This window comes from Enterobacter hormaechei ATCC 49162 (assembly GCF_001875655.1).
In the GTDB taxonomy this organism is placed as follows: domain Bacteria; phylum Pseudomonadota; class Gammaproteobacteria; order Enterobacterales; family Enterobacteriaceae; genus Enterobacter; species Enterobacter hormaechei.
Genome location: NZ_MKEQ01000003.1, coordinates 21329 through 45955, shown reverse-complemented (window position 1 = coordinate 45955; position 24627 = coordinate 21329). Strand labels below are relative to the sequence as shown.

Here is a 24627-nt window from a genome sequence, read left to right as displayed (position 1 = left end):
ATCTTATGATTTTACTCAAAGGGATGAAAAAAGAATGCAAAATAACGAACCCGCAACCCCGGTCGACTCAAGTCTGGGCTACACATTCCAGAACGATTTTTTGGCACTCACGCAGGCTTTTTCTTTGCCTGAAATAGATTACACCGATATTTCCCAGCGGGAACAGTTGGCGGCGGCTATTAAACGTTGGCCGTTATTAGCTGAGTTTGCCCAACAACAATAAGGAAGCCATTGATGGCTGTACTAGGATTACAGGGCGTCCGTGGTGGAGTAGGTACAACTTCCGTTACCGCGGCGCTGGCGTGGTCATTGCAGGTATTAGGTGAATCGGTACTGGTCATTGATGCCTGTTCCGATAATTTGCTGCGCATGTCTTTCAATGTCGACTTTGCGCATGCAAACGGCTGGGGACGCGCGCTTCTGGACGATAAAGACTGGCGGGATGCGGGTTTGCGCTATACCTCCCAGCTCGATTTGCTTCCCTTTGGTCAATTGACCGAAACCGAGCGCGGGAATGAAGCCGCGTATCAGCGCCTGTTCTCTCGCTTCACCACCGCATTGCAGAGCCTGAAAGAGAGCGGGCACTATCAGTGGATCCTGCTGGACCTGCCGCACGGCGCCGCGTCGCTGACCCGCCAGCTGCTGGCCCAGTGCGACCATGTGCTCTCCATCGCGAACGTAGATGCGAACTGTCATATCCGTCTGCATCAGCAGGCCATGCCTGCCAATGCCCATATTCTGATCAACGATCTGCGCATTGGCAGCCAGATCCAGGACGATCTCTACCAGGTCTGGCTCCAGAGCCAGCGCCGCCTGTTGCCGATGGTGATCCATCGTGACGAAGCGATGGCGGAGTGCCTCGCGTCGAAACAACCCCTCGGGGAGTACCGTAGCGATTCACTGGCGGCGGAAGAGATCCTGACGCTGGCAAACTGGTGTCTGCTGCACTTTGCTAAAAGGCCGGAGTCTGCCGGGAGTTCAGTATGAGCCGCCTGACCCACTGGCTGCTCATTCCGCCGGTCAGTTCGCGCTTAAGTGAACGTTACCGCCATTACCGTCATCACGGCGCTTCGTCGCTGAGCGCTGCGCTGGGCTGTTTCTGGATGATTCTGGCGTGGATGTTCATCCCCCTCGAACATCCCCGCTGGCAAATTATTCGTGCGCGCCACGGTGAACTCTATCCGCATATCAACCCAGACAAGCCGCGTCCGCTGGATCCCGCGCGCTACGCTATTCAGTCCATCTGGCTACTGGCGACCTCAACGGGTGGAGAGAGAAAAACATCCCGCTGGCGCAGCTTCGATCGTGTGCAGAACTTACGTGAACACTATCACCAGTGGCTTGACCGGCTACCCGACCGGGTTGGCGACAGAACGGGTCATTTAGATAACCACAAAGAGCTCGGGCACCTTCACCCGGGCTTGCGGCGTTTTATTCTCGGCGTGGTTGTGGTGTTCTCGCTTATTCTGGCGCTGGTCTGTATTACTCAGCCTTTCAACCCGCTGGCGCAGTTCACCTTCCTGATCCTGCTGTGGGGCGTGGCGCTGCTGGTGCGGCGCATACCGGGGCGTTTTTCGGCCCTGATGCTGATTGTGCTGTCGCTGACCGTTTCCTGCCGCTACATCTGGTGGCGATATACCTCAACGCTGAACTGGGACGATCCGGTCAGCCTGGTGTGCGGGTTAGTCCTGCTGTTTGCCGAGACCTACGCCTGGATCGTGCTGGTGCTGGGTTACTTCCAGGTTATCTGGCCGCTGAATCGACAGCCGGTGCCGCTGCCAAAAGACACGACCCAGTGGCCAACGGTGGACCTCTTCGTGCCGACCTACAACGAAGACCTGTCGGTGGTGAAAAACACCATTTACGCCGCGCTGGGTATCGACTGGCCGAAGGATAAAATCAAAATCTGGATCCTCGATGACGGTGGCCGCGCCGAGTTCCGCCAGTTCGCGGACGAAGTGGGGGTCGAGTATATCGCCCGTACCACGCATGAACACGCGAAGGCCGGTAACATCAACAATGCGCTGAAATATGCCAAAGGGGAGTTCGTTTCTATATTCGACTGCGACCACGTGCCAACGCGCTCGTTCCTGCAAATGACCATGGGCTGGTTCCTGAAGGAGAAAGAGCTGGCGATGATGCAGACGCCGCACCACTTCTTCTCGCCGGACCCGTTTGAACGTAACCTCGGTCGTTTCCGTAAAACCCCGAACGAGGGCACGCTGTTCTATGGTCTGGTGCAGGACGGAAATGACATGTGGGACGCAACGTTCTTCTGCGGCTCCTGTGCGGTGATCCGCCGTAAACCGCTGGATGAAATTGGCGGGATCGCCGTCGAGACGGTCACGGAAGATGCGCACACCTCGCTGCGTCTGCACCGGCTTGGCTATACCTCCGCCTATATGCGTATTCCTCAGGCGGCGGGGCTGGCCACGGAATCCCTGTCGGCGCACATCGGGCAGCGTATTCGCTGGGCGCGCGGCATGGTGCAAATTTTCAGGCTCGATAACCCGCTAATGGGTAAAGGGCTGAAGCTGGCGCAGCGCCTGTGCTACGTCAACGCCATGTTCCACTTCTTATCGGGTATTCCACGGCTAATCTTCCTCACTGCGCCGCTGGCGTTCCTGCTCCTTCACGCTTACATCATCTATGCTCCCGCGCTGATGATTGCCCTGTTCGTTCTGCCGCACATGATCCACGCCAGCCTGACGAACTCGAAGATTCAGGGGAAATATCGCCACTCCTTCTGGAGTGAAATCTACGAAACGGTGCTGGCCTGGTACATCGCGCCGCCAACCATGGTGGCGCTGATTAATCCGCATAAAGGGAAGTTCAACGTCACCGCGAAGGGCGGGCTGGTGGAAGAGGAGTATGTCGACTGGGTGATCTCCCGGCCCTATATCTTCCTGGTGCTGCTCAATATTGTGGGGGTGATTGTCGGAGTCTGGCGCTACTTCTACGGCCCGGAAAACGAAATCCTGACGGTCTTCGTGAGTATGGCGTGGGTGTTTTACAACCTGATTATCCTCGGTGGCGCGGTGGCGGTATCGGTGGAGAGCAAACAGGTTCGCCGCGCGCATCGCGTCGAAATCAGCATGCCAGCGGCCATTGCCCGCGATGATGGCCATCTCTTCTCCTGTACCGTACATGATTTCTCGGATGGCGGTCTGGGTATCAAGATCAACGGTCAGGCGAAGGTGCTGGAGGGGCAGAAGGTCAACTTACTGCTTAAGCGCGGCCAGCAGGAGTATGTCTTCCCGACGCAGGTTGTACGTGTGAGAGGAAATGAAGTCGGTCTGCAACTGATGCCGCTGACCAAAAAGCAACACATCGATTTTGTGCAGTGTACGTTTGCCCGCGCGGATACGTGGGCTCTCTGGCAGGACAGCTTCCCTGAGGATAAGCCTCTGGAAAGCCTGCTGGATATTCTTAAGCTGGGGTTCCGTGGCTATCGTCACCTTGCAGAATTTGCCCCGTCGTCGGTGAAATTAATTTTCCGGTCACTTACTTCACTGGTTTCCTGGGTCGTGTCGTTCATTCCGCGTCGACCTGAGCGAGATGAAGCGAAGCAGGCGGACCCGGTTATGGCTCAACAATGATGATAACGCGATGAAAACAAAACTTTCCTGGTTATGTGCAGTGGCAATGGGGATGAGTGCGCTCCCTGCAACAGTGGCTAACGCGGCGCCTGATAACGCAGCGACCACGCCCGCGCCAACGGTGCCTGTCGTCGCGCAAGCGACCGATCCGGTTGTGACGGCGGCACCGGGGCAGACGGAAAACGTCGTCCCGAATCAGCCGACGACGGGCAATACGCTGCCCGCCGATAACCCAGTGGTCGGGCAGGTTATGCCCGGCGTGCCGGGGGCCAGTGCGCCGGTGGTTGCCGAAAATACGCCGTCGCGTGACGTTAAGCTGACGTTCGCCCAGATTGCTCCTCCTCCGGGCAGCATGGTGCTGCGCGGCATCAACCCAAATGGCGGTATCGAATTCGGCATGCGCAGCGATGAAGTCGTGTCGAAAGCGATGCTCAACCTGGAATACACGCCATCGCCGTCACTGCTGCCGGTGCAGTCCCAGCTTAAGGTCTATCTGAATGACGAGCTGATGGATGTCCTGCCCGTCACCAAAGAGCAACTGGGTAAGAAAACCCTGGCTCAGGTGCCGATTAACCCGCTGTTTATCACCGACTTTAACCGCGTGCGCCTGGAATTTGTCGGCCACTACCGCGATGTCTGTGAAAACCCGGCCAGCAGCACCCTGTGGCTGGATGTCGGTCGTAACTCTTCGCTACAGATGACCTATCAGCCGCTGGCGTTGAAAAACGATCTCTCCGCCTTCCCGGTGCCGTTCTTCGACCCGCGTGATAACCGTCCGCTGAACCTGCCGATGGTGTTTGCTGGCTCGCCGGATGTGACCGAACAGCTGGCGGCCTCCATCGTGGCATCCTGGTTTGGTTCCCGCTCCGGCTGGCGTGGTCAGAGTTTCCCGGTCATGTACGACAAAATGCCGGACAAAAACGCGATCGTGTTTGCCACGAACACCAAACGTCCGGCATTCCTGCGTGACCATCCGGAGGTAAAAGCACCCACCATCGAGATGATCAGCCATCCGGACAATCCATACGTGAAGCTGCTGGTGATCTTCGGGCGTGATGATAAAGATCTGGTGCAGGCGGCGAAAGGCATTGCGCAGGGGAATATCCTGTTCCGCGGTAACAGCGTTGTGGTGGATGAGGTGAAACCGCTGCTGGCGCGTAAGCCTTATGATGCGCCGAACTGGGTGCGTACCGACCGTGCGATCACCTTCGGCGAGCTGAAAACCTATGAAGAGCAATTGCAGTCAACCGGGCTTGAACCGTCTCCTGTCAGCCTGTCACTGAACCTGCCGCCAGATCTCTATCTGCTGCGCACCAACGGCATTGATATCAACCTGAACTACCGCTACACCGCGCCAGCAACCAAAGACAGCTCGCGCATGGATATCAGCCTCAACAACCAGTTCCTGCAATCGTTCAGCCTGACCAGCAGCCAGGAGACAAACCGGTTAATGCTTCGTCTGCCTGTATTGCAGGGGCTGCTGGACGGCAAAACCGATGTGTCGATCCCGGCGCTGAAGCTTGGTGCGGTAAACCAGCTGCGGTTTAACTTCCAGTATATGAACCCCATGCCGGGAGGATCGGTGGAAAACTGCATTACCTTCCAGCCGGTGCAAAACCACGTGGTGATTGGTGACGACTCCACGATCGACTTCTCGAAGTATTACCACTTTATTGCGATGCCGGATCTGCGTGCCTTTGCTAACGCCAGCTTCCCGTTCAGCCGCATGGCAGACCTCTCTGAATCGATTGTCGTGATGCCAAAAGCGGCCAACGAAGGCCAGGTTACTACGCTGCTGGACACTATGGGCATCGTCGGGGCGCAAACCGGCTTGCCGGCTATCAACGTGACGGTGACGGATGACGGTAGCCAAATCCAGAACAAAGATGCCGATATCATGGTCATCGGCAACATTCCGGACAAGCTGAAAGACGAGAAGCGCGTCGATCTGCTGGTGCAGGCGGCTCAGTCATGGGTCAATACGCCGCTGCGTCAAACCGAGTTCCCGAGCATCATGCCGGACAGTGGCGATCGTCAGGCCAATATCAGGACGACCGTCAGCTCAACGGGCCCGATGGCCGCGATTGTCGGCTTCCAGTCGCCGTATAACGACCAGCGCAGCGTTATCGCCCTGCTGGCGGACAGCCCGCGCGGCTATGAGCTGCTCAACACGGCCATGAACGACAGCGGTAAACGCGCGGCCATGTTCGGTTCCGTCTCGGTTATTCGTGAGTCGGGGGTGAATAGCCTGCGCGTGGGGGATGTCTACTACGTCGGTCATCTGCCGTGGTTCGAACGCCTGTGGTACGCCCTGTCTAACCACCCGGTGCTGCTGGCCGTGCTGGCTGCGCTCAGCGTTGTATTGCTGGCCTGGGTACTGTGGCGTCTGCTGCGAATCATCAGCCGTCGTCGTCTTAACCCGGACCATGAGTAAGCGGTGATGAAAATCTTTCGCGGGTGTGTCGTTGCAGCGTTGATGCTGGCGGCGGCGAATCTTCACGCCGCCTGTCGCTGGCCTGCCTGGGAGACGTTCAAACAGGATTACATGAGCGACGGTGGGCGCGTCATTGATCCCAGTGACGCGCGCAAAATCACCACCTCCGAAGGGCAAAGCTATGGGCTGTTCTTTGCCCTGGCAGCAAACGATCGCAAGGCGTTCGATCTGTTGCTGGCATGGACGCGCGATAACCTTGCCGAGGGGGATTTAGCCCAACATCTTCCTGCCTGGCTGTGGGGGAAAAAGGACGACGAAACCTGGGCGATTATCGACTCTAACTCTGCGTCTGATGCCGATATCTGGATTGCCTGGTCGCTGCTGGAAGCCGGGCGGCTGTGGAAAAATCCCGATTATACGCGCACGGGTAAAGCACTGTTGACGCGCATTGCCAGCGAGGAAGTGGTGAAGGTGCCGGGGCTGGGTTCGATGCTGTTGCCGGGTAAAGTCGGTTTTGCCGAAGAAAATGCCTGGCGCTTCAATCCCAGCTACCTGCCGCCGCAGCTTGCGAGCTATTTCACCCGTTTTGGCGCGCCGTGGACGACGCTGCGTGAAACCAACCTGCGTCTGCTGCTGGAGACCGCGCCTAAAGGATTTTCTCCGAACTGGGTGAAATACCAGAAAAAGGGCGGCTGGCAGCTGTCGCAGGATGCATCCCTGACTGGCAGCTACGATGCGATTCGTGTCTATCTGTGGGTGGGAATGATGAACGATAGCGATCCGCAGAAAGCCCGATTACTGGCGCGGTTCAAGCCCATGGCGACCACCACAATTAAACAAGGCTTACCGCCGGAGAAAGTGGACGTAGCGACCGGGAAACGCACCGGAGATGGGCCGGTAGGGTTTTCTGCCTCCCTGCTTCCGTTTTTACAAAACCGGGACGCGCAGGCGGTGCAACGTCAGCTCGTCGCCGATCGTTTTCCCGATAAAAATGCTTATTACAGCTACGTTCTGACCCTCTTTGGACAAGGGTGGGATCAGCATCGTTTTCGCTTCACCGCGCAAGGTGAATTACTACCGGATTGGGGCCAGGAATGCGCACGTTCTCACTAAATCTACTCACTTTATCGCTTGGCCTGGCGCTAATGCCCCTGGCCCAGGCCGCCAACTCCCCGCAGCAGAGACAGCTGCTGGAACAGGTCCGTCTGGGCGAATCCACCCAGCGTGAGGATTTGGTGCGCCAGTCGCTCTACCGCCTTGAGTTGATTGATCCCAATAATCCGGACGTGATTGCCGCGCGCTTCCGCTACCTGTTACGACAGGGCGATACGGCGGGCGCGCAAAAAGAGCTGGATCGTCTGAAAGGGATGGCGCCCGATTCCAGTGCGTACCAGTCCTCCCGGACGACCATGCTGCTCTCCACGCCGGATGGTCGTCAGGCCCTTCAGCAGGCTCGCCTGCTTGCCACCACCGGCCACACGCAGGAAGCCATTGCCGCGTATGACAAACTGTTTGACGGTAAGCCGCCCAGTGGCGACATCGCCACGGAGTACTGGAACGTGGTGGCGAAAGAGCCTGCCCGCCGCAACTCGGCCATTAATCAGCTTAAGAAAATAAACGCCAGCAGCCCGGGCAACGTCACGCTACAGTCCTCGCTGGCACAGCTTCTGTTCCAGAGCGGACGCCGTGATGAAGGATTTGCGGTGTTACAGGAGATGGCCAAATCGAACAATGGCCGCAGTCAGGCGTCGGACATGTGGTACCAGCAGATCAAAGATCAGCCTGCCAGCAGCGCCAGCGTCAGCGCGCTGCAACAATACCTGAGCGTGTTCAGCGATGGCGATAACGTGACGGCGGCGCGCGCCCAGCTTGAAGCGCAGCAAAAACAACTTTCCGATCCGGCGTTCCGCGCCAAAGCCGAAGGGTTAGCCGCAGTGGATGCCGGGCAGGGCAGTAAAGCAGTGGCGGAGTTGCAGAAAGTGGTCAGCGCCAACCACGCCGACAGTGAAGCCGTCGGCGCGCTGGGGCAGGCCTATTCCCAGAAAGGCGATCGCGCGCGCGCGGTTGCGCAGTTTGAGAAGGCAATCGCCCTCGATCCGCAGAGCGATAATCGGGGCAAATGGGACAGCCTGCTGAAGGTCAACCGATACTGGCTGCTGATCCAGCAGGGGGATAACGCCCTGAAAGCCAACAATACGGCCCAGGCGGAGCGCTATTACCAGCAGGCGCGCAACATTGACAACACAGACAGCTACGCGGTGCTGGGGTTGGGTGACGCGGCGGCGGCGCGCAAAGATAACGACGCGGCTGAGCGCTTTTATCGCCAGGCGTTGCGGATGGACAGCGGCAACAGCAATGCGGTGCGCGGTCTCGCCAACATTTATCGCGCGCAGTCACCACAGAAGGCGACGCAGTTTATTCAGTCGCTCTCTGCCAGCCAGCGCCGCAGCATTGATGATATTGAACGTAGCCTGACGAACGAGCAGCTGTCAGCCCAGGCCGAACAGCTGGAAAGCGAGGGGAAATATGCGCAGGCCGCAGAAATTCAGCGCCGACGCCTTGCGCTTTCTCCGGGCGATGTGTGGATCACCTACCGGCTGTCACGCGATCTGTCCAGCGCAGGTCAGCGCAGCCAGGCGGATAACCTGATGCGTCAGCTGGCAAGCCAGAAACCGGGCGATCCGGATCAGATTTACGCCAGCGGGCTGTACCTGTCCGGTAACGATCAGGACCGGGCCGCGCTGGCGCATCTGAACACGCTGCCGCGCGACAAGTGGAACAGCAACATTCAGGAGCTGGCAGACCGCCTGCAAAGTAACCAGGTGCTGGAAACCGCCAACCGCCTGCGCGACAGTGGAAAAGAGCAGGAGGCGGAAACGCTGCTTCGCCAGCAGCCGCCGTCAACCCGTATCGACCTGACGCTGGCGGACTGGGCCGAACAGCGTGGCGACCACGAGGCCGCGAAAACCGCCTACAACACCGTCCTGCAACGCGAACCGCAGAACGAAGACGCGATCCTCGGCCTGACCGAGGTCTATCTTGCCCAGGGCAACAAGGACGCGGCGCGCAAGGCGCTGGCGAAACTGCCCGCGGCACAGAACGGCGAACCGCTCTCCATTAATATGCAGCGCAGGCTTGCCATGGCGCAGGCCGGTCTGGGGGATCCTGCTGCGGCAGAAAAGACCTTCAACGCCATTCTTCCGCAGGCCAAATCGCAGCCACCTTCGATGGAAAGTGCGCTGGTGATGCGTGATGCCGCCCGTTTTCAGGCTCAAAATGGCCAGCCTCAGCAGGCGCTGGACACCTGGAAAGATGCGATGGTCTCATCGGGCATCACGACGACCCGTCCGACCGATAACGACAGCTTTACGCGGCTCACGCGTAACGATGAGAAAGATGACTGGCTGAAGCGCGGGGTGCGCAGCGATGCAGGCGATCTTTATCGTCAGCAGGATCTGAACGTCACGCTGCAACATGATTACTGGGGGTCCAGCGGCACGGGAGGCTATTCCGACCTGAAAGCGCACACCACCATGCTCCAGGTTGATGCGCCGCTGGCGGACGGTCGTATGTTCTTCCGTAGCGATCTGGTCAATATGAACGCCGGTTCCTTTGACACCGACAACGGAACCTACGATCCGACATGGGGCACCTGCGCCGAAACGCCATGTCACGGCAGCACGAACCAGTCGGCCAACGGTGCCAGCGTGGCTGTCGGCTGGCAGAACAAAACCTGGGCATGGGATATCGGTACTACGCCGATGGGCTTTGACGTGGTCGATGTGGTGGGCAGCCTGAGCTACAGCAACGACTTAGGGCCGATTGGCTACACCCTGAACGCCCATCGCCGTCCGATTTCCAGCTCGGTGCTGGCCTTCGCCGGGCAAAAAGATCCCAATACCGATACCACCTGGGGCGGCGTGCGTGCCACCGGTGGCGGCGTGAGCGTGAGCTACGACAAAGGCGAAGCTAACGGTATCTGGTCAAGCCTGAGTGCCGACAGCCTCACCGGGAAGAATGTCGAAGATAACTGGCGCGTCCGCTGGATGACCGGCTATTACTACAAGCTCATCAATCAGAACAACGAACGCCTGACGGTTGGTGTGTCCAACATGCTGTGGCATTACGATAAGGATTTAAGTGGTTATTCGCTGGGCCAGGGCGGTTACTACAGTCCCCAGGAGTATGTGTCGTTCGCCTTACCGGTGAACTGGCGTAAACGCACAGAGAACTGGTCCTGGGAGCTGGGCGGCTCCGTCTCCTGGTCCCATTCAAAAACAAAAGATGTGATGCGTTATCCGTTGCAGGGGCTGATCCCGGACAATGAGCCAGGCCGTTACACCGATAAAGGTGTGATGGAAACCGGGAGTAGCTCGTCAGGGACGGGTTATACCGCAAGGGCGATTGTTGAACGCCGCGTGACGTCCAACTGGTTTGTCGGTCTGGGCGTCGATATTCAGGAAGCAAAAGACTATACCCCGAGCCATGCGCTGCTCTACGTTCGGTATTCTGCCGCGGGCTGGCAGGGTGATATGGACTTACCACCGGAACCGCTGGTGCCTTATGCAGACTGGTGATCGGATTTTTACTTAATCTAATTGTAAGTCTCTCTTAAAAGTGCAGCTATCGGGTATACTCGGACGCACCAGGTTTACACCCTGGTGCGCCCTGCGCTTCGAGTTTTGTGGAGAGTCATTTTGCGTGTCAGCCGTTCTTTAACGATCAAACAGATGGCGATGGTGTCTGCCGTCACAATGCTGTTTGTCTTCATCTTCTGCGTCATTTTGCTGTTTCATTCCGTACAGCAGAACCGCTATAACACGGCTTCGCAACTGGAAAGTATTGCCCGCTCGGTGCGGGAACCCCTGTCAGCCTCGATCCTGAAAGGGGATATCCCCGAGGCGGAATCCATCCTGAAGCGCATCCAGCCCGCCGGTATCGTGAGCCGCGCGGATGTGGTGCTGCCGAACCAGTTTCAGGCGCTGCGGATGAGCTTTATCCCGGAGCGTCCCGTCCCGATGATGGTAATGCGCCTGTTTGAACTGCCGGTGCAGATTTCCCTGCCGCTCTATTCTCTGGAAAGACCGGCTAACCCACAGCCGCTGGCCTACCTGGTGCTACAGGCTGACTCGTATCGCATGTATAAATTTGTCATGAGTTGGGTTGCTACGTTAGTAACTACTTACTTACTTTTGACATTAATGCTGAGCGTGGCGCTGACGTGGTGTATCAACCGTTTAATTGTGCATCCGTTGCGCCGCATAGCCCGGGAGCTGAACGACCTCTCTCCACAGGAGCATATGGGGCATCAGCTTCCCTTACCGCGCCTGCATCACGACGATGAAATCGGCATGCTGGTCCGCAGTTACAATATCAACCAGCAGCGTGTCCTGCGTCAGCAGGAAGAACTCAGTAACAACGCCACCCGTTTTCCGGTTTCCGATCTGCCAAACAAAGCGTTTTTAATGGCGTTGCTGGAGCAGACCGTCGCCCGCCAGCAGACCACTGCGCTGATGGTGATTGCCTGCGAAACCTTGCAGGACACGGCGGGCGTGCTGAAAGAGAGCCAGCGCGAAATGCTTTTACTGACGCTGGTGGAAAAGGTGAAATCCGTTCTGGCCCCGCGCATGGTACTCACCCAGGTCAGCGGCTATGACCTGGTGGTGATCGCGCACGGAGTTAAAGAGCCATGGCACGCCATTACGTTAGGTCAGCAAGTACTCACTGTCATTAATGAGCGGCTACCCATTCAGGGTATCCAGCTTCGCCCGAGCGCCAGCATCGGTATTGCGATGTACTATGGTGGCCTGACCGCCGAGCAGCTTTACCGTCGGGCCTTCTCGGCAGCATTCACCGCGCGCCGGAAAGGAAAAAACCAGATCCAGTTCTTTGACCCGGAGCAGATGGAAAAAGCCCAGCAGCGCCTGACCGAAGAGAGCGACATTCTGACGGCGATGGACAATCGCCAGTTTGCGCTCTGGCTACAGCCGCAGGTGAATCTGCGCACGGGTGAAGTGACCAGCGCCGAAGCGTTGCTGCGTATGCAACAGCCGGACGGCACGTGGGAGCTGCCTGAAGGGATGATCGAACGTATCGAGTCCTGCGGCCTGATGGTCACCGTCGGCTACTGGGTGCTGGAAGAGTCGTGCCGCCAGCTTGCGGCCTGGCAACAACGGGGCATCACGCTGCCGCTGTCGGTGAATCTCTCTGCGCTACAGCTGATGCACCCGACCATGGTGCCGGAGATGCTCGAGCTGATCCACCGCTACCGCATTCAGCCCCACACGTTGATCCTGGAAGTCACCGAGAGCCGTTGTATCGACAATCCTGACGATGCTGTCGCCATTCTGAAACCGCTGCGTAACGCCGGGATCCGCATTGCACTGGACGATTTTGGTATGGGGTATTCCGGCCTGCGTCAGCTTCAGCACATGAAAACCCTGCCGGTGGACGTCCTGAAAATCGACAAAACCTTTGTGGAAGGGCTGCCGGAGGATTGCAGCCTGGTACAGGCCATTATTCAGATGGCGCACAGCCTGAATCTGCACGTGATTGCCGAGGGTATCGAAACCGACGCCCAGCGTGAGTGGCTGGCTGCGGCGGGTGTGGAGAGCGGACAGGGCTTCCTGTTTGACCGCGCCGTACCGTCGGATATCTTCGAGCAACGCTATCTCGCCGACGCTGGCAATAACGCAAAAGTGTAATTTTGTTGCTGGCTTGTGCGAGCCAGCTCAAATTTCTTAACATTTGTGTTTCAAATTTGAACCCCGTTTATTTCTGTCCTGTTATGTGGGTGTTATTTTAAAGCCGCAGGTTAACCATAACCTTACAAAGCCTGTAGTTTTTCTTCCCAGGGACACCCTATGAAAACCTCACTCTTCAAAAGTCTTTACTTCCAGGTCCTGACAGCCATCGCCATCGGTATTCTGCTCGGTCACTACTACCCGGAGCTTGGCGCGCAAATGAAACCGCTTGGCGACGCGTTCGTTAAACTCATTAAAATGATCATCGCACCGGTCATTTTCTGTACCGTGGTGACTGGCATCGCTGGCATGGAAAGCATGAAGGCGGTCGGGCGTACGGGGGCGGTTGCCCTGCTGTACTTTGAAATTGTCAGTACCATCGCGCTGATTATCGGCCTGATTATCGTCAACGTGGTACAGCCTGGCGCGGGCATGAACGTCGACCCGGCCACGCTGGATGCGAAAGCGGTGGCGGTTTACGCTGAACAGGCGAAAGATCAGGGGATAGTTGCCTTCCTGCTGGACGTGATCCCGAGCAGCGTGATTGGCGCGTTCGCCAGCGGAAACATCCTCCAGGTGCTGCTGTTTGCGGTGCTGTTTGGCTTTGCCCTGCACCGTCTGGGCAGTAAAGGCCAGCTGATTTTTAACGTCATTGAAAGCTTCTCGCAGGTTATCTTCGGCATTATCAACATGATCATGCGTCTGGCCCCGATTGGTGCCTTTGGCGCGATGGCCTTCACCATCGGGAAATACGGCGTCGGCACGCTGGTACAGTTGGGCCAGCTGATCGTCTGCTTCTACATCACCTGTATTCTGTTTGTGGTGGTGGTGCTCGGTTCCATCGCCCGTGCGACCGGCTTCAGCATCTTCAAATTTATCCGTTATATTCGTGAAGAGCTGCTGATTGTCCTCGGCACATCCTCTTCGGAGTCCGCGCTGCCGCGTATGCTCGATAAAATGGAAAAGCTGGGCTGCCGTAAGTCAGTTGTGGGGCTGGTTATTCCTACGGGCTACTCCTTTAACCTGGACGGCACCTCGATATACCTGACGATGGCGGCGGTCTTTATTGCCCAGGCCACTAACAGCCACATGGATATCTTCCATCAGATTACGCTGCTGGTGGTGCTTCTGCTCTCTTCAAAAGGGGCGGCGGGCGTCACGGGCAGCGGATTTATCGTGCTGGCGGCCACCATTTCAGCGGTGGGGCATCTGCCGGTGGCGGGCCTGGCCCTGATCCTCGGTATCGACCGCTTTATGTCCGAAGCCCGTGCGTTAACCAACCTGATTGGCAATGGCGTGGCGACGGTCGTGGTGGCGAAGTGGGTGAAAGAGCTGGATCACAAGAAGCTTAACGATACGCTGAATAACCGCCCATCTGAGGACAAAACCCCCGGTTTATCCTCTTAATCCCTCATAAATGCCCGTATTCCCTTGTGGGGATGCGGGCACCTGCGCATAATAACCGTTCATACCTGTCATAATTCGACAAGATTTTTTTTGGGTATATTTCACTTCCGCCCGTGACGTTTAGCCGAACACGCTGTCTAATCGGAAGGTTTTCATCGTCATCTTTGAGTGCTCACGTCGCGAGACACTCTCTTTAACCAGGAATGTTGATCAGGGGTTCACATGCAGGGCACAAAAATTCGACTCTTAACCGGCGGTTTGCTGATGATGGCAGCAGCCAGTTATGTGCAGGCAGATGCGCTCCAGCCAGACCCGGCCTGGCAACAGGGAACACTGGCGAACGGCTTTCAGTGGCAGGTATTATCCACTCCGCAACGTCCGAGCGATCGCATTGAAATCCGTCTTTCTGTGAATACCGGCTCCCTCACTGAAAGCACCCAGCAGACCGGTTTAAGCCATTTTATTCCACGACTGGCGCTCACCCAGAGCGGCAGTTTGCAGGCGGTTCAGGTGCGTTCTTTATGGCAACAGGCCATCGATCCGAAACGCCCGTTGCCCCCGGCTGTGGTCTCCTATGACTACACCATGTTTAATCTGAGCCTGCCCAACAACCGTAACGATCTGCTTAAAGAAGCGCTAACCTATCTTTCCGATGCTACCGGCAAACTGGCGATTACGCCTGAAACCGTTAACTATGCGTTGAGCAACAGCGACATGGTGGCGACCTGGCCGACGGATACCAAAGAGGGCTGGTGGCGCTACCGCCTGAAAGGGTCAACGCTGCTGGGCCACGACCCGGCAGAGCCGCTGAAACAGCCGGTTGATGCCGCGCAGGTGAAATCTTTCTACCAGCAGTGGTACACCCCGGACGCCATGACCCTGATTGTGGTGGGCAACGTGGACAGCCGTGCGGTGATAGAACAGATCAACAAAGCATTTGGCGATCTGAAAGGGAAGCGTGAAACGCCCGCCCCGGTTCCTACATTGTCCCCGCTGCGTCCAGAGACGGTCAGTATCATGACCGATACCGTGCGTCAGGATCGTCTTTCTATGATGTGGGATACCGCCTGGCAGCCGATCCGCGAGTCTTCAGCCCTATTGCGATACTGGCGTGCGGATCTCGCCCGTGAAGCGCTGTTCTGGCACGTTCAGCAGACGCTCAGCAAGAACAACGTGAAGGATATTGGCCTGGGCTTTGACTGTCGCGTGCTGTTCCAGCGCGCCCAGTGCGCCATTAACGTGGAATCGCCGGGCGATAAGCTGAATGCCAATCTCGGCGTGGTGGCGAAAGAGCTGGCAAAAGTGCGTAAAGAGGGCCTGTCTGAAGAGGAGTTTAATGCGCTGGTGGCGCAGAAATCCCTCGAATTGCAGAAACTGTTCGCCACCTATGCCCGCGCCGATACCGATATCTTAATCAGCCAGCGCATTCGATCCTTGCAGAATCAGGTGGTGGACATCGCGCCGGAGCAATATCAGAAACTGCGTCAGGATTTCCTGAACGGTCTGACCGTGGAGATGCTGAATCAGGATTTGCGTCAGCAGCTGTCGCAGGACATGGCGTTGATTCTGTTGCAGCCGAAAGGTGAGCCGGAATATGACATGAAAGAGTTGAAGGCCACCTGGAACGCCATCATGGCGACGCCGCCGCAGCCAGCGCAAACGGCAGCCGATGATTTACATCAGGATGCGAGTGATATTCCGCAGGGCCAGTAAGCCCTGCGTTCCCTCTCCCTTGAGGGAGAGGGTTAGCGTGAGGACATCAGCCCGCACAGTCCTTAAGCAGGCATCGCCTCGCGCGGAATAATCGCTCCGCGATACTGAATCACCGTGCTGGCCGTCAAATGGCCGCGCTGCGCCGCCGCTTCCGGCGTCCCCCCTGTCAGACGTACCGCGAGATACCCCGCGCTGAAGGAATCTCCCGCCGCAGTGGTATCAATCACTTTCTCTTTCGCCAGCTTCACCGCCGGTACTTCTGTCACGGCTTCACCTGCAATCGCCACCAGGCAAGACTCCGCCCCGCGCTTAATCACCACTTCGCTGACCCCAGCGGCCTGCGTCCGGGCGATGACCTCATCAACCGGTTTTTCGCCCCACAGAGCATCTTCATCATCCAGCGTCAGGAAGGCGATATCGGTGCATTCGAGCATCTGCTGGTAAACCTGCTGGGTCTCTTCACGGCTGGCCCACAGGCGCGGACGGTAGTTGTTATCGAAAATCACCTTCCCGCCATTGGCGCGGCATTCGCGCAGCAGTGACAGCAGCTTCTCACGGCTCTGCTGGCTCAGAATTGCCAGGCTAATCCCGCTCAGGTAGAGATAATCAAAGGTCGCCAGTTCTTCGCAAATCGCAGCGGCGGCCTCGCTTTCCAGCCAGAATTTGGCGGCCGCTTCATTACGCCAGTAGTAGAAGGTGCGCTCGCCGGTACTGTCGGTTTCGATGTAGTACAAACCCGGCAGACGGTTTTCCATTCGCTGGATCAGCGAGGTCCCAACGTTTTCACTCTGCCAGGCTTCCAGCATCTGCTGGCTGAAGCTGTCCGTTCCCAGCGCGGTAACGTAGCTCACGCTCAGCGCATCGGGGGCGACCTGACGGGCAATGTAAACGGAGGTGTTCAATGTATCGCCACCAAAACCGCGGCTGACTTCCGCGCCTTTCTGGGACAGCTCAATCATGCATTCGCCAATCACGGCAATTTTTTTAGACATAGTCGTGAACCTGAACAGAGTAATTAAAGGTAGTGTGCGCTGTGTGTTTTTTACGGTCAACTATATTAAAACGACGTTCCATTATTTTTTTTGAGCCAGCGCGTATTCCGGCATATTTCTGTCATCTTAATTTCATTTTCCTGATGAATTGAACATAAAGTTCTCACCTGGCGGGCCGATAACTCAGTGACGAGTCCAGAAAGGCTATCCCATACAACAGGACATCCGAAATGAAGTCAGAGCAGGTTATCCAGCGGCTGAACACTACGCCTGAGGCAAGTATTGAGAACTTGCAGGAGCATCGCTACTGGCTGCAATGTGAGCGAGCGTATACCTATCAGCCCATCTACCGTACCGACGGTCGGTTAATGGCGATTGAGGTGTTAACGGTCGTCACTCATCCATCGAATCCTTCACAGCGTATCGCGCCGGACCGCTATTTTGCGGAGGTTGCCGTGCGTCAGCGTATCGACGTACTGGAAGAGCAGCTGAGAATGCTGGCGACGAAGCAGGCGTTCTTCGAGCAGCACGGTATCCTGGCGTCGGTGAACGTGGATGGCCCAACCCTGATGGCGCTACGTCAGAACGCAACGTTGCAGGCGCTGATTGCCACCCTGCCGTGGATGCGCTTCGAACTTGTGGAACATGTTCGGCTGCCGCAGGACTCCTCGTTTGCCTCAATGTGTGAATTTGGCCCGCTGTGGCTGGATGATTTCGGCACCGGTATGGCGAACTTCTCCGCCCTGAGCGAAGTGCGTTATGACTACATCAAAGTGGCCCGCGATCTGTTTATTATGCTGCGCCAGACGCCGGAAGGGCGGAATCTGTTTACTATGCTCCTGCAACTGATGAACCGCTATTGTCAGGGCGTCATTGTGGAAGGCGTAGAAACGCTGGAGGAGTGGCGCGACGTGCAAAATTCCCCGGCCGCGGCCGCACAGGGTTATTTCCTCTCTCGTCCTGTCCCCATGGATACCCTGGAAAAGGTGATAACCACCCTCTGATCTGCCCGCTTCCCTTTGTCTGAACTATAGTTTTAGAGGCAAGTTCATCAGGAAAGGGGACAACAATGACAAAAACAACCAGGGTGATTTCCTGGACAGCAGGGATTTTCTTGTTGCTGATCGTGGTCTTAATCATCATTATCGCCACGTTTGACTGGAACCGCCTCAAACCGACCATCAACCAGAAAGTCTCAGCCGAGCTGAACCGCCCCTTCGCAATACGCGGCGATTTGGGCGTCGTGTGGGAGCGCCAGAAAGAGGAAACCGGCTGGCGAAGCTGGGTGCCATGGCCGCACGTTCACGCCGACGATATCATTCTCGGCAACCCACCCGACATCCCCGAAGTGACCATGATCCATCTGCCGCGCGTGGAAGCCACGCTGGCGCCGTTAGCCCTGCTAACCAAAACGGTGTATCTGCCGTGGATCAAACTCCAGCAGCCCGACGCGCGGCTGATTCGCCTGTCAGAGAAAAACAACAACTGGACGTTCGATCTCGCCAGCAGCGGCGATAAAGATCCGAATGCGCAGCCCTCTTCGTGGTCCTTCCGCCTCGACAATATTCTGTTCGATCGGGGGCGGATCGCCATTGACGATAAAGTGAGTAAGGCTGACGTGGAGATCCTCGTCGATCCGCTGGGCAAGCCGCTGCCGTTTAGCGAAGTGACGGGCAGCAAAGCCAAAGGCGATGACAGCAAAGCGGGTGATTACGTCTTCGGCCTGACGGCGAAAGGGCGCTACAACGGACAGCCGCTGACGGGGAAAGGAAAAATTGGCGGTATGCTGGCGCTCAGAAGCGAGGGTACGCCGTTCCCGGTGCAGGCGGATTTCCGCTCCGGTAATACCCGTGTGGCGTTCGTGGGCACGGTTAACGACCCGATGAACATGGGCGGCGTCGACCTCCAGCTTAAGTTTGCCGGTGATTCGCTGGGTGAATTGTACGATCTCACCGGCGTACTGCTGCCGGATACCCCGCCGTTTGAAACGGACGGGCACCTGGTTGCCAAAATCGACACCGAAAAATCGTCCGTTTTTGACTACCGGGGGTTCAACGGTCGTATTGGCGACAGCGATATTCACGGTACGCTGACCTACACCACCGGAAAACCGCGTCCGAAACTGGAAGGGGACGTTGAATCCCGCCAGCTGCGTCTGGCCGATCTTGGGCCGCTGATTGGCGTGGATTCGGGTAAAGGCACGAAGTCAAAAGAGGTTAAAAAGGACGTTCAGCCTGCGGGAAAAGTGCTGCCCTATGACCGCTTCGAAACCGACAAGTGGGACGTGATGGATGCGGATGTGCGCTTCAAAGGACGTAAAATTGAGCATGGCAGCACGCTGCCGCTGAGCAATCTCTCGACCCATATCATCCTGAAAAACGCCGACCTGCGCCTGCAACCGCTGAAGTTTGGCATGGCGGGGGGGACGATTTCCTCGAATATCCACCTTGAGGGAGATAAAAAGCCGATGCAGGGACGGGCGGAGATCCAGGCGCGTCGGCTGAAGCTGAAAGAGCTGATGCCGGACGTGGAGCTGATGCAGAAGACCCTCGGTGAGATGAACGGCGACGCGGACATTCGCGGCACGGGTAACTCCGTGGCGGCGCTGCTGGGCAGCGGAAACGGCAACCTGAAACTGCTGATGAACGACGGGCTGGTGAGCCGTAACCTGATGGAGATCCTGGGGCTGAACGTCGGGAACTTTATCATCGGGCAAATCTTCGGTGACGACGAAGTGCGCGTTAACTGCGCGGCGGCAAATCTGGATCTGGTCAACGGCGTGGCGCGTCCGCAAATCTTCGCCTTCGACACGGAAAACGCGGTTATCAACGTCACCGGCACCGCCAGCATGGCGTCCGAGCAGCTGGATTTAACCATCGATCCGGAAAGTAAAGGTATACGTATCATCACCCTGCGCTCGCCGCTGTACGTCCGCGGGACCTTCAAAGATCCGCAGGCGGGCGTGAAGGCCGGGCCGTTGATTGCGCGCGGTGCAGTCGCCGCCGCGCTCGCCACACTGGTCACCCCTGCGGCGGCGCTGCTGGCGTTGATTTCGCCGTCAGAAGGCGAAGCGAATCAGTGTCGCACGATCTTATCGCAGATGAAGAAGTAGCTTCCTTTCTCCCTCTCCCTGTGGGAGAGGGCCGGGGTGAGGGCATCAGGCCGCAGTGAATTACAGCGCCTGATGCTTCGTCTCGTGCGTCAGCAGCAGCGCAATCAGCGTCAGCGCTGCCATTGCCGCCAGATAGACACCCACATAGAACAGGCCATAGTTCGCCTGAAGCCACGTGGCGATATACGGCGCTACCGAGGCGCCCAGAATCGACGAAACGTTATAAGAGAACGACGCGCCGGTATAACGCACTTCGGTCGGGAACAGCTCCGGCAGCAGCGCGCCCATCGGGCCAAAGGTCAGCCCCATCAGGCTCAGGCCAATCAGCAGATACGCCATCACCAGCGCAGGGCTACCTGAACCCAGCAGCGGCGGGAAGACAAACAGCGCGAACAGAATAATCAGCGAGGTGATGACGATCATGCTTGAACGACGGCCAAATTTATCCGCCAGCAGGCCCGCGATGGGCACCATCACACCAAATCCGATGACCGCCATCATCAGCATCCACAGCACTTCATTACGCGGCAGGCCCAGTCCGACCGGCGCGGCGGCGGTACTGTAGGTCATGGAGTAAACGGTCATGATGTAGAACAGCGTGTAGGTCGCCAGCATGATGAACGTGCTCAGCACGGTCACGCGCACGTGTTTGGTCAGCAGCGTACCCAGCGGCACTTTTACCTGTTTTTTCGCTGCGGCCACTTTTGCAAACACCGGCGTCTCATGCAGGGAAACACGAACATACAGGCCAATCAGCACCAGCACCGCTGAGAACACAAACGGAATACGCCAGCCCCAGCTCATGAACTGTTCATCGGTCAGCAGCCAGGAGAGCAGCAGGAAGGTGCCGTTAGCAAAGAAGAAACCAATCGGCGCGCCCAGCTGTGGGAAAGAGCCATACAGGGCACGCTTGCGCGCCGGGGCGTTCTCGGTCGCCAGCAGCGCCGCGCCGCCCCATTCACCGCCCAGCCCCAGACCCTGACCAAAGCGCGCCAGCGCCAGCAGCACAGGCGCCAGAATGCCGATAGTTTCATAGGTCGGGAGCAGGCCAATGGCGACGGTAGAGATCCCCATCGTCAGCAGCGAGGCAACCAGCGTCACTTTACGGCCAACGCGATCGCCAAAGTGACCAAAGACCGCTGAACCAATCGGACGTGCAACGAAGGCGATAGCAAAGGTGGCTAAAGACTGTAGCGTGGCTGCCGTCGGATCGCCCTGGGGGAAGAAAATATGCGGAAAGACAATGACCGCAGCGGTGGCGTAAATATAAAAGTCGAAGAACTCAATGGCGGTGCCAATCAGCGATGCGACGACGACTTTATTGCGCGAGTTGACCGGAACGTGTTCCGCCCCTTCGTTAAGTGTGGTGGCTGTTGCTTGCATAATATTTTCTTATTTTTGGACGAACGAAGGGCCATATTAGGCATAGCAAAAGCGACATTTCAATCTGTAACAAAGGCGTGGCGTGGTCATAAAAGCAACAAAAAGCGGATAATTTTCAGACCAGCGAAAACACTTCCATGAAATGCTTCACACTTTTTAAATATCAGACATTAAAACTGGTTTTGCGTTAAATAAAAGTTACGGTCTGGATTTATATGCTGAATTGATGAATCGGGCTGAAATATCAGCCCGACAGCACCTCAGCGGTGAGTTTTACCCGGCATGCGCGGGTCATCTTTATACTCTGCCGTGGCGATCCACGCGGCGCAGAACAGCGTCAGGCGAGCGAAGAAATAGAAGAAAGCCATCAGCCCCAGTACCGAACCAAAGGCCGCGCCGGAGGGAGACTTCACCAGCGACGGCAGTGTATAGGTCATCACAATTTTGATCACCTCAAAACCAATGGCGGCAATCAGCGTCCCGCGCATCAGCGCCTTCTTGCGTGGACGATGGCGGGGCAAACGCCAGAAGATCCAGAAGAACAGCAGATAGTTAGCAAAGATGGAGATGGCCAGCCCAATGCCGCGCCAGGCCGGTTTCAGCCATTCAATGTAATCCAGATACAGCGCGGAGATGATCATCTGCTGTGCTGAACCGGCGACCGAGGTGATGGAGAGCGTGATGACCAGCGCCACCAGCAGTCCAATCAGCGAAATAAAGTCGCGCAGATACTTCACCCATATCTTCTCCTGATCCTGCGGCGTACGCTCCCAGACGTCACGCGACTGGGCGCGAATGGCCTCACGCAGGTTGCCCATCCAGTTCACGCCCGAATAGAGTGCAATCAGCAACCCGACGATACCCACGGTAGTACGCTGCTGCACGGCGGTATTGATGGTGCTTTTGAGCGTCGTGGCGAGCGTCTGGTCGCTGACGTTGGTCAGGATCTTATTGAAGATGTCCTGCAATAGCGTCGGGTGAGACGCCAGCACAAAACCGGCGGCGGCAAATGACACCATCAGGATGGGGATCATCGACAGGAAAGAGAAGTAGGTGATCGCCGCGCCGAACTGATTTCCCATGCGGTCGTTAAAGCGCTCAGCGGCGCGGATCAGGTGAGCAATCGCGGGTATCTGCTGAATTTTTTCGGCTATGCCGGTCACGGTGCCCAGCGCTTTGCTGGCCGTTCCAGGCTCTTTCGGCGCTTCAGGCTCGTTATCCATCTTTTTGATGGGGTCATAATCTAAATGTTGAGTCGGTCGTTGCGGGTTATTTTCCGGCGTCACGCGCGTTTTCCTTTTCGTTGAGCTGGATGTTACTGAATTATAGCTTGCGACTAGTCCACGTAACCTTTTGTGAGTTCGGTAAGCCACTCCATAAACACATGCACCCGGCGGGAGAGGTTACGGCGATGGGGATAAATGAGGGAGACGGGCATCGGTTCGGCCCGGTATTGCGGCAGGATCTCGACAAGTTTTTTCGTGCGCAGGGCGTCACGCACCCCAACGCGCGGGACCTGAATAATGCCAAGCCCGGCAATACAGGCGGCCTGGTAGGTTTCCGTGCTGTTAACCGTTAATACGCCTCCCGTTTTTACCCACTGGGTCGCGCTGCCGTTGTAATACTCAAAACCCTGCGGACGTGTGCCCAGCGTGGCGGAGTAGTGAATGAGGGCATGCGAGGCCAAATCGTCCAGCGTCTCCGGGAAGCCGAATCGCGTCAGATAATCCGGGCTGGCGCAGTTAATCACCGAGAGTTGTCCAAGCGGGCGGGCGATAAGCCCGGAGTCCTTCAGGTTTCCCACGCGAACCACACAGTCAAATCCTTCGCGGATGACATCGACCAGACGATCGCTGCTACTCAGCTCCAGCTCAATGCCGGGATACTGTTGTAAAAAAGCAGGCAGTTTCGGAATGACTACATTTCGCGCAATGGCAACGGGCATATCCACACGTAGCCGACCGCTGATGGTGGAAGGATCGTGCAGGAACATGCCGTCCAGTTCGTCCAGATTCATCAGCAGATCTTTTGCGCGCTCGTAATAAACCATGCCGTCCTGCGTCAGGCTGACGCGGCGGGTCGTGCGGTGCAGCAGCTGCGTGCCAAGCACGTTTTCCAGCGCCTGGATCTGTCGCGATACGCTCCCCTTCGGCAGGCTTAACGTCTCCGCCGCACGGGAAAAACTCTCCAGTTCCGCGACGCGAAGGAAAAGCTGCATTGCGTGTATTTTATCCATAGATGTTGGTCATTGTTGTTATGAATGAAACAGTAAAACGCTATATGCGGTATTTATTGATTTTCTACCATCTAATAAGCTCTTTCTCAATCTTCATCACAGCCGAAACGAGGTGAATTATGAGTGAACGTATTGCTTTAGTGACTGGCGGTAGCCGCGGCCTGGGCAAAAATGCCGTTTTGAAGCTGGCCGCGGAAGGGGCAGGGATCATCCTGACCTGGAACAGCAGCCAGCAGGAGGCGCAGGACGTTGTGCAGGAAATTGAGAGAAAAGGCGGTAAAGCGGCAGCATTGCAGCTTAACGTCGGCGATACGGCAAGTTTTACGCGCTTTGCTCAACAGGTGAAGGAGACCCTTAAACAGGTGTGGCAGCGTGACACCTTTGACTATTTAGTGAACAACGCGGGTACAGGTTTATACGCACCCTATACCGAGACGACAGAGGCGCAGTTTGATGATGCGGTGAACATTCACTTCAAAGGTCCGTTTTTCCTCACGCAACAGCTGCTGCCGCTAATAAAAGACGGAGGGCGGATCCTGAACGTCTCAAGTGGGCTGGCCCGTTTTACTCAGCCAGGTTCAGGCACCTATGCGGCAATGAAAGGGGCGATGGAAGTGCTGACCCGCTATCAGGCAAAAGAGCTTGGCGCGCGTGGGATTTCCGTCAATATCATTGCGCCTGGCGCCATTGAAACCGACTTTGGTGGCGGACGCGTACGGGACAATGCGGAGCTTAACCAGCTGCTGGCCTCACAGACCGCGCTGGGGCGCGTGGGCCTGCCCGATGATATTGGAGACGCTATCGTGGCCTTGCTCAGCGATAAACTGGGCTGGATGAATGCGCAACGTATTGAAGTGTCGGGCGGTATGTTCCTGTAATGTTCACTCTTAAGGGGAGGGAACCCCTCTTAAGGAAATCCTTAAAGCAAGTATGTCTAAATCCTGGAAGATATAAAGAGAGCTGGGTGATTTGTAACCTCTCCATTCATTGAGTTTTTTCTTAAAAAAT

16 protein-coding genes are annotated in these 24627 nt (G+C 56.8%); 12 read left to right on the top strand and 4 right to left on the bottom strand.

The window, feature by feature from the left end:
• Positions 1-34 precede the first annotated feature (34 nt).
• The 9 genes from bcsR (at position 35) to BH712_RS23475 (ending at position 15896) form a co-directional block, all read left to right on the top strand.
• On the top strand, positions 35-223 hold the full coding sequence (gene bcsR / locus BH712_RS23515; RefSeq protein WP_003861175.1) for a cellulose biosynthesis protein BcsR: 189 nt from the start codon (positions 35-37) through the stop codon (positions 221-223).
• An 11-nt stretch (positions 224-234) separates the two neighbouring features.
• Entirely contained in the window at positions 235-987 is a 753-nt protein-coding gene (bcsQ, locus tag BH712_RS23510; RefSeq protein WP_006808584.1) for a cellulose biosynthesis protein BcsQ, read from the top strand.
• Positions 984-3599 (top strand): UDP-forming cellulose synthase catalytic subunit, encoded by a 2616-nt coding sequence (gene bcsA, locus BH712_RS23505; RefSeq protein ID WP_006808583.1) that lies wholly within the window; start codon positions 984-986, stop codon positions 3597-3599. The genes bcsQ and bcsA overlap by 4 nt, the downstream gene beginning before the upstream one ends.
• Positions 3600-3609: 10 nt before the next feature.
• Positions 3610-6033, top strand: a complete 2424-nt coding sequence (bcsB, locus tag BH712_RS23500; RefSeq protein WP_006808582.1) for a cellulose biosynthesis cyclic di-GMP-binding regulatory protein BcsB — start codon at positions 3610-3612, stop codon at positions 6031-6033.
• Between the two features lie 6 nt (positions 6034-6039).
• Complete coding sequence (gene bcsZ / locus BH712_RS23495) at positions 6040-7146, top strand: cellulose synthase complex periplasmic endoglucanase BcsZ (protein ID WP_006808581.1); 1107 nt, start codon at positions 6040-6042, stop codon at positions 7144-7146.
• On the top strand, positions 7128-10610 hold the full coding sequence (gene bcsC, locus BH712_RS23490) for a cellulose synthase complex outer membrane protein BcsC (protein WP_006808580.1): 3483 nt from the start codon (positions 7128-7130) through the stop codon (positions 10608-10610). Before bcsZ ends, bcsC begins: the two co-directional genes overlap by 19 nt.
• Before the next feature lie 120 nt (positions 10611-10730).
• Positions 10731-12737 (top strand): biofilm formation regulator HmsP, encoded by a 2007-nt coding sequence (hmsP, locus tag BH712_RS23485; protein ID WP_006808579.1) that lies wholly within the window; start codon positions 10731-10733, stop codon positions 12735-12737.
• Between the two features lie 159 nt (positions 12738-12896).
• Entirely contained in the window at positions 12897-14183 is a 1287-nt protein-coding gene (gene dctA, locus BH712_RS23480) for a C4-dicarboxylate transporter DctC (RefSeq protein WP_006808578.1), read from the top strand.
• A 222-nt stretch (positions 14184-14405) separates the two neighbouring features.
• Positions 14406-15896 (top strand): M16 family metallopeptidase, encoded by a 1491-nt coding sequence (locus BH712_RS23475; protein WP_006808577.1) that lies wholly within the window; start codon positions 14406-14408, stop codon positions 15894-15896.
• Positions 15897-15958: 62 nt separating this feature from the next.
• Here the strand turns inward: BH712_RS23475 and kdgK are convergent, their stop codons facing one another.
• Positions 15959-16888, bottom strand: a complete 930-nt coding sequence (gene kdgK, locus BH712_RS23470; protein ID WP_006808576.1) for a 2-dehydro-3-deoxygluconokinase — start codon at positions 16886-16888, stop codon at positions 15959-15961.
• A gap of 230 nt (positions 16889-17118) precedes the next feature.
• On the opposite strand from kdgK, the gene pdeH reads away from it, so the two are divergent.
• Both pdeH and BH712_RS23460 read left to right on the top strand, forming a co-directional pair.
• Positions 17119-17892: a cyclic-guanylate-specific phosphodiesterase gene (gene pdeH, locus BH712_RS23465; protein WP_006808575.1), complete on the top strand. Its 774-nt coding sequence runs from the start codon at positions 17119-17121 to the stop codon at positions 17890-17892.
• A 65-nt stretch (positions 17893-17957) separates the two neighbouring features.
• Positions 17958-20000 (top strand): AsmA family protein, encoded by a 2043-nt coding sequence (locus BH712_RS23460; protein WP_006808574.1) that lies wholly within the window; start codon positions 17958-17960, stop codon positions 19998-20000.
• Positions 20001-20060: 60 nt separating this feature from the next.
• On the opposite strand, the gene BH712_RS23455 is transcribed toward BH712_RS23460, so the two are convergent.
• From BH712_RS23455 to BH712_RS23445, 3 genes are all read right to left on the bottom strand, one after another.
• Positions 20061-21383: an MFS transporter gene (locus BH712_RS23455; RefSeq protein WP_006808573.1), complete on the bottom strand. Its 1323-nt coding sequence runs from the start codon at positions 21381-21383 to the stop codon at positions 20061-20063.
• Between the two features lie 260 nt (positions 21384-21643).
• A complete protein-coding gene (gene yhjD / locus BH712_RS23450; protein WP_006808572.1) occupies positions 21644-22669 on the bottom strand; it encodes an inner membrane protein YhjD in 1026 nt (341 codons plus the stop codon).
• A gap of 50 nt (positions 22670-22719) precedes the next feature.
• Positions 22720-23619: a LysR family transcriptional regulator gene (locus BH712_RS23445; protein ID WP_006808571.1), complete on the bottom strand. Its 900-nt coding sequence runs from the start codon at positions 23617-23619 to the stop codon at positions 22720-22722.
• 119 nt (positions 23620-23738) lie between these two features.
• Here BH712_RS23445 and BH712_RS23440 point away from each other — a divergent pair, with 119 nt between their 5' ends.
• On the top strand, positions 23739-24497 hold the full coding sequence (locus BH712_RS23440) for an SDR family NAD(P)-dependent oxidoreductase (protein ID WP_006808570.1): 759 nt from the start codon (positions 23739-23741) through the stop codon (positions 24495-24497).
• Positions 24498-24627: the final 130 nt, after the last annotated feature.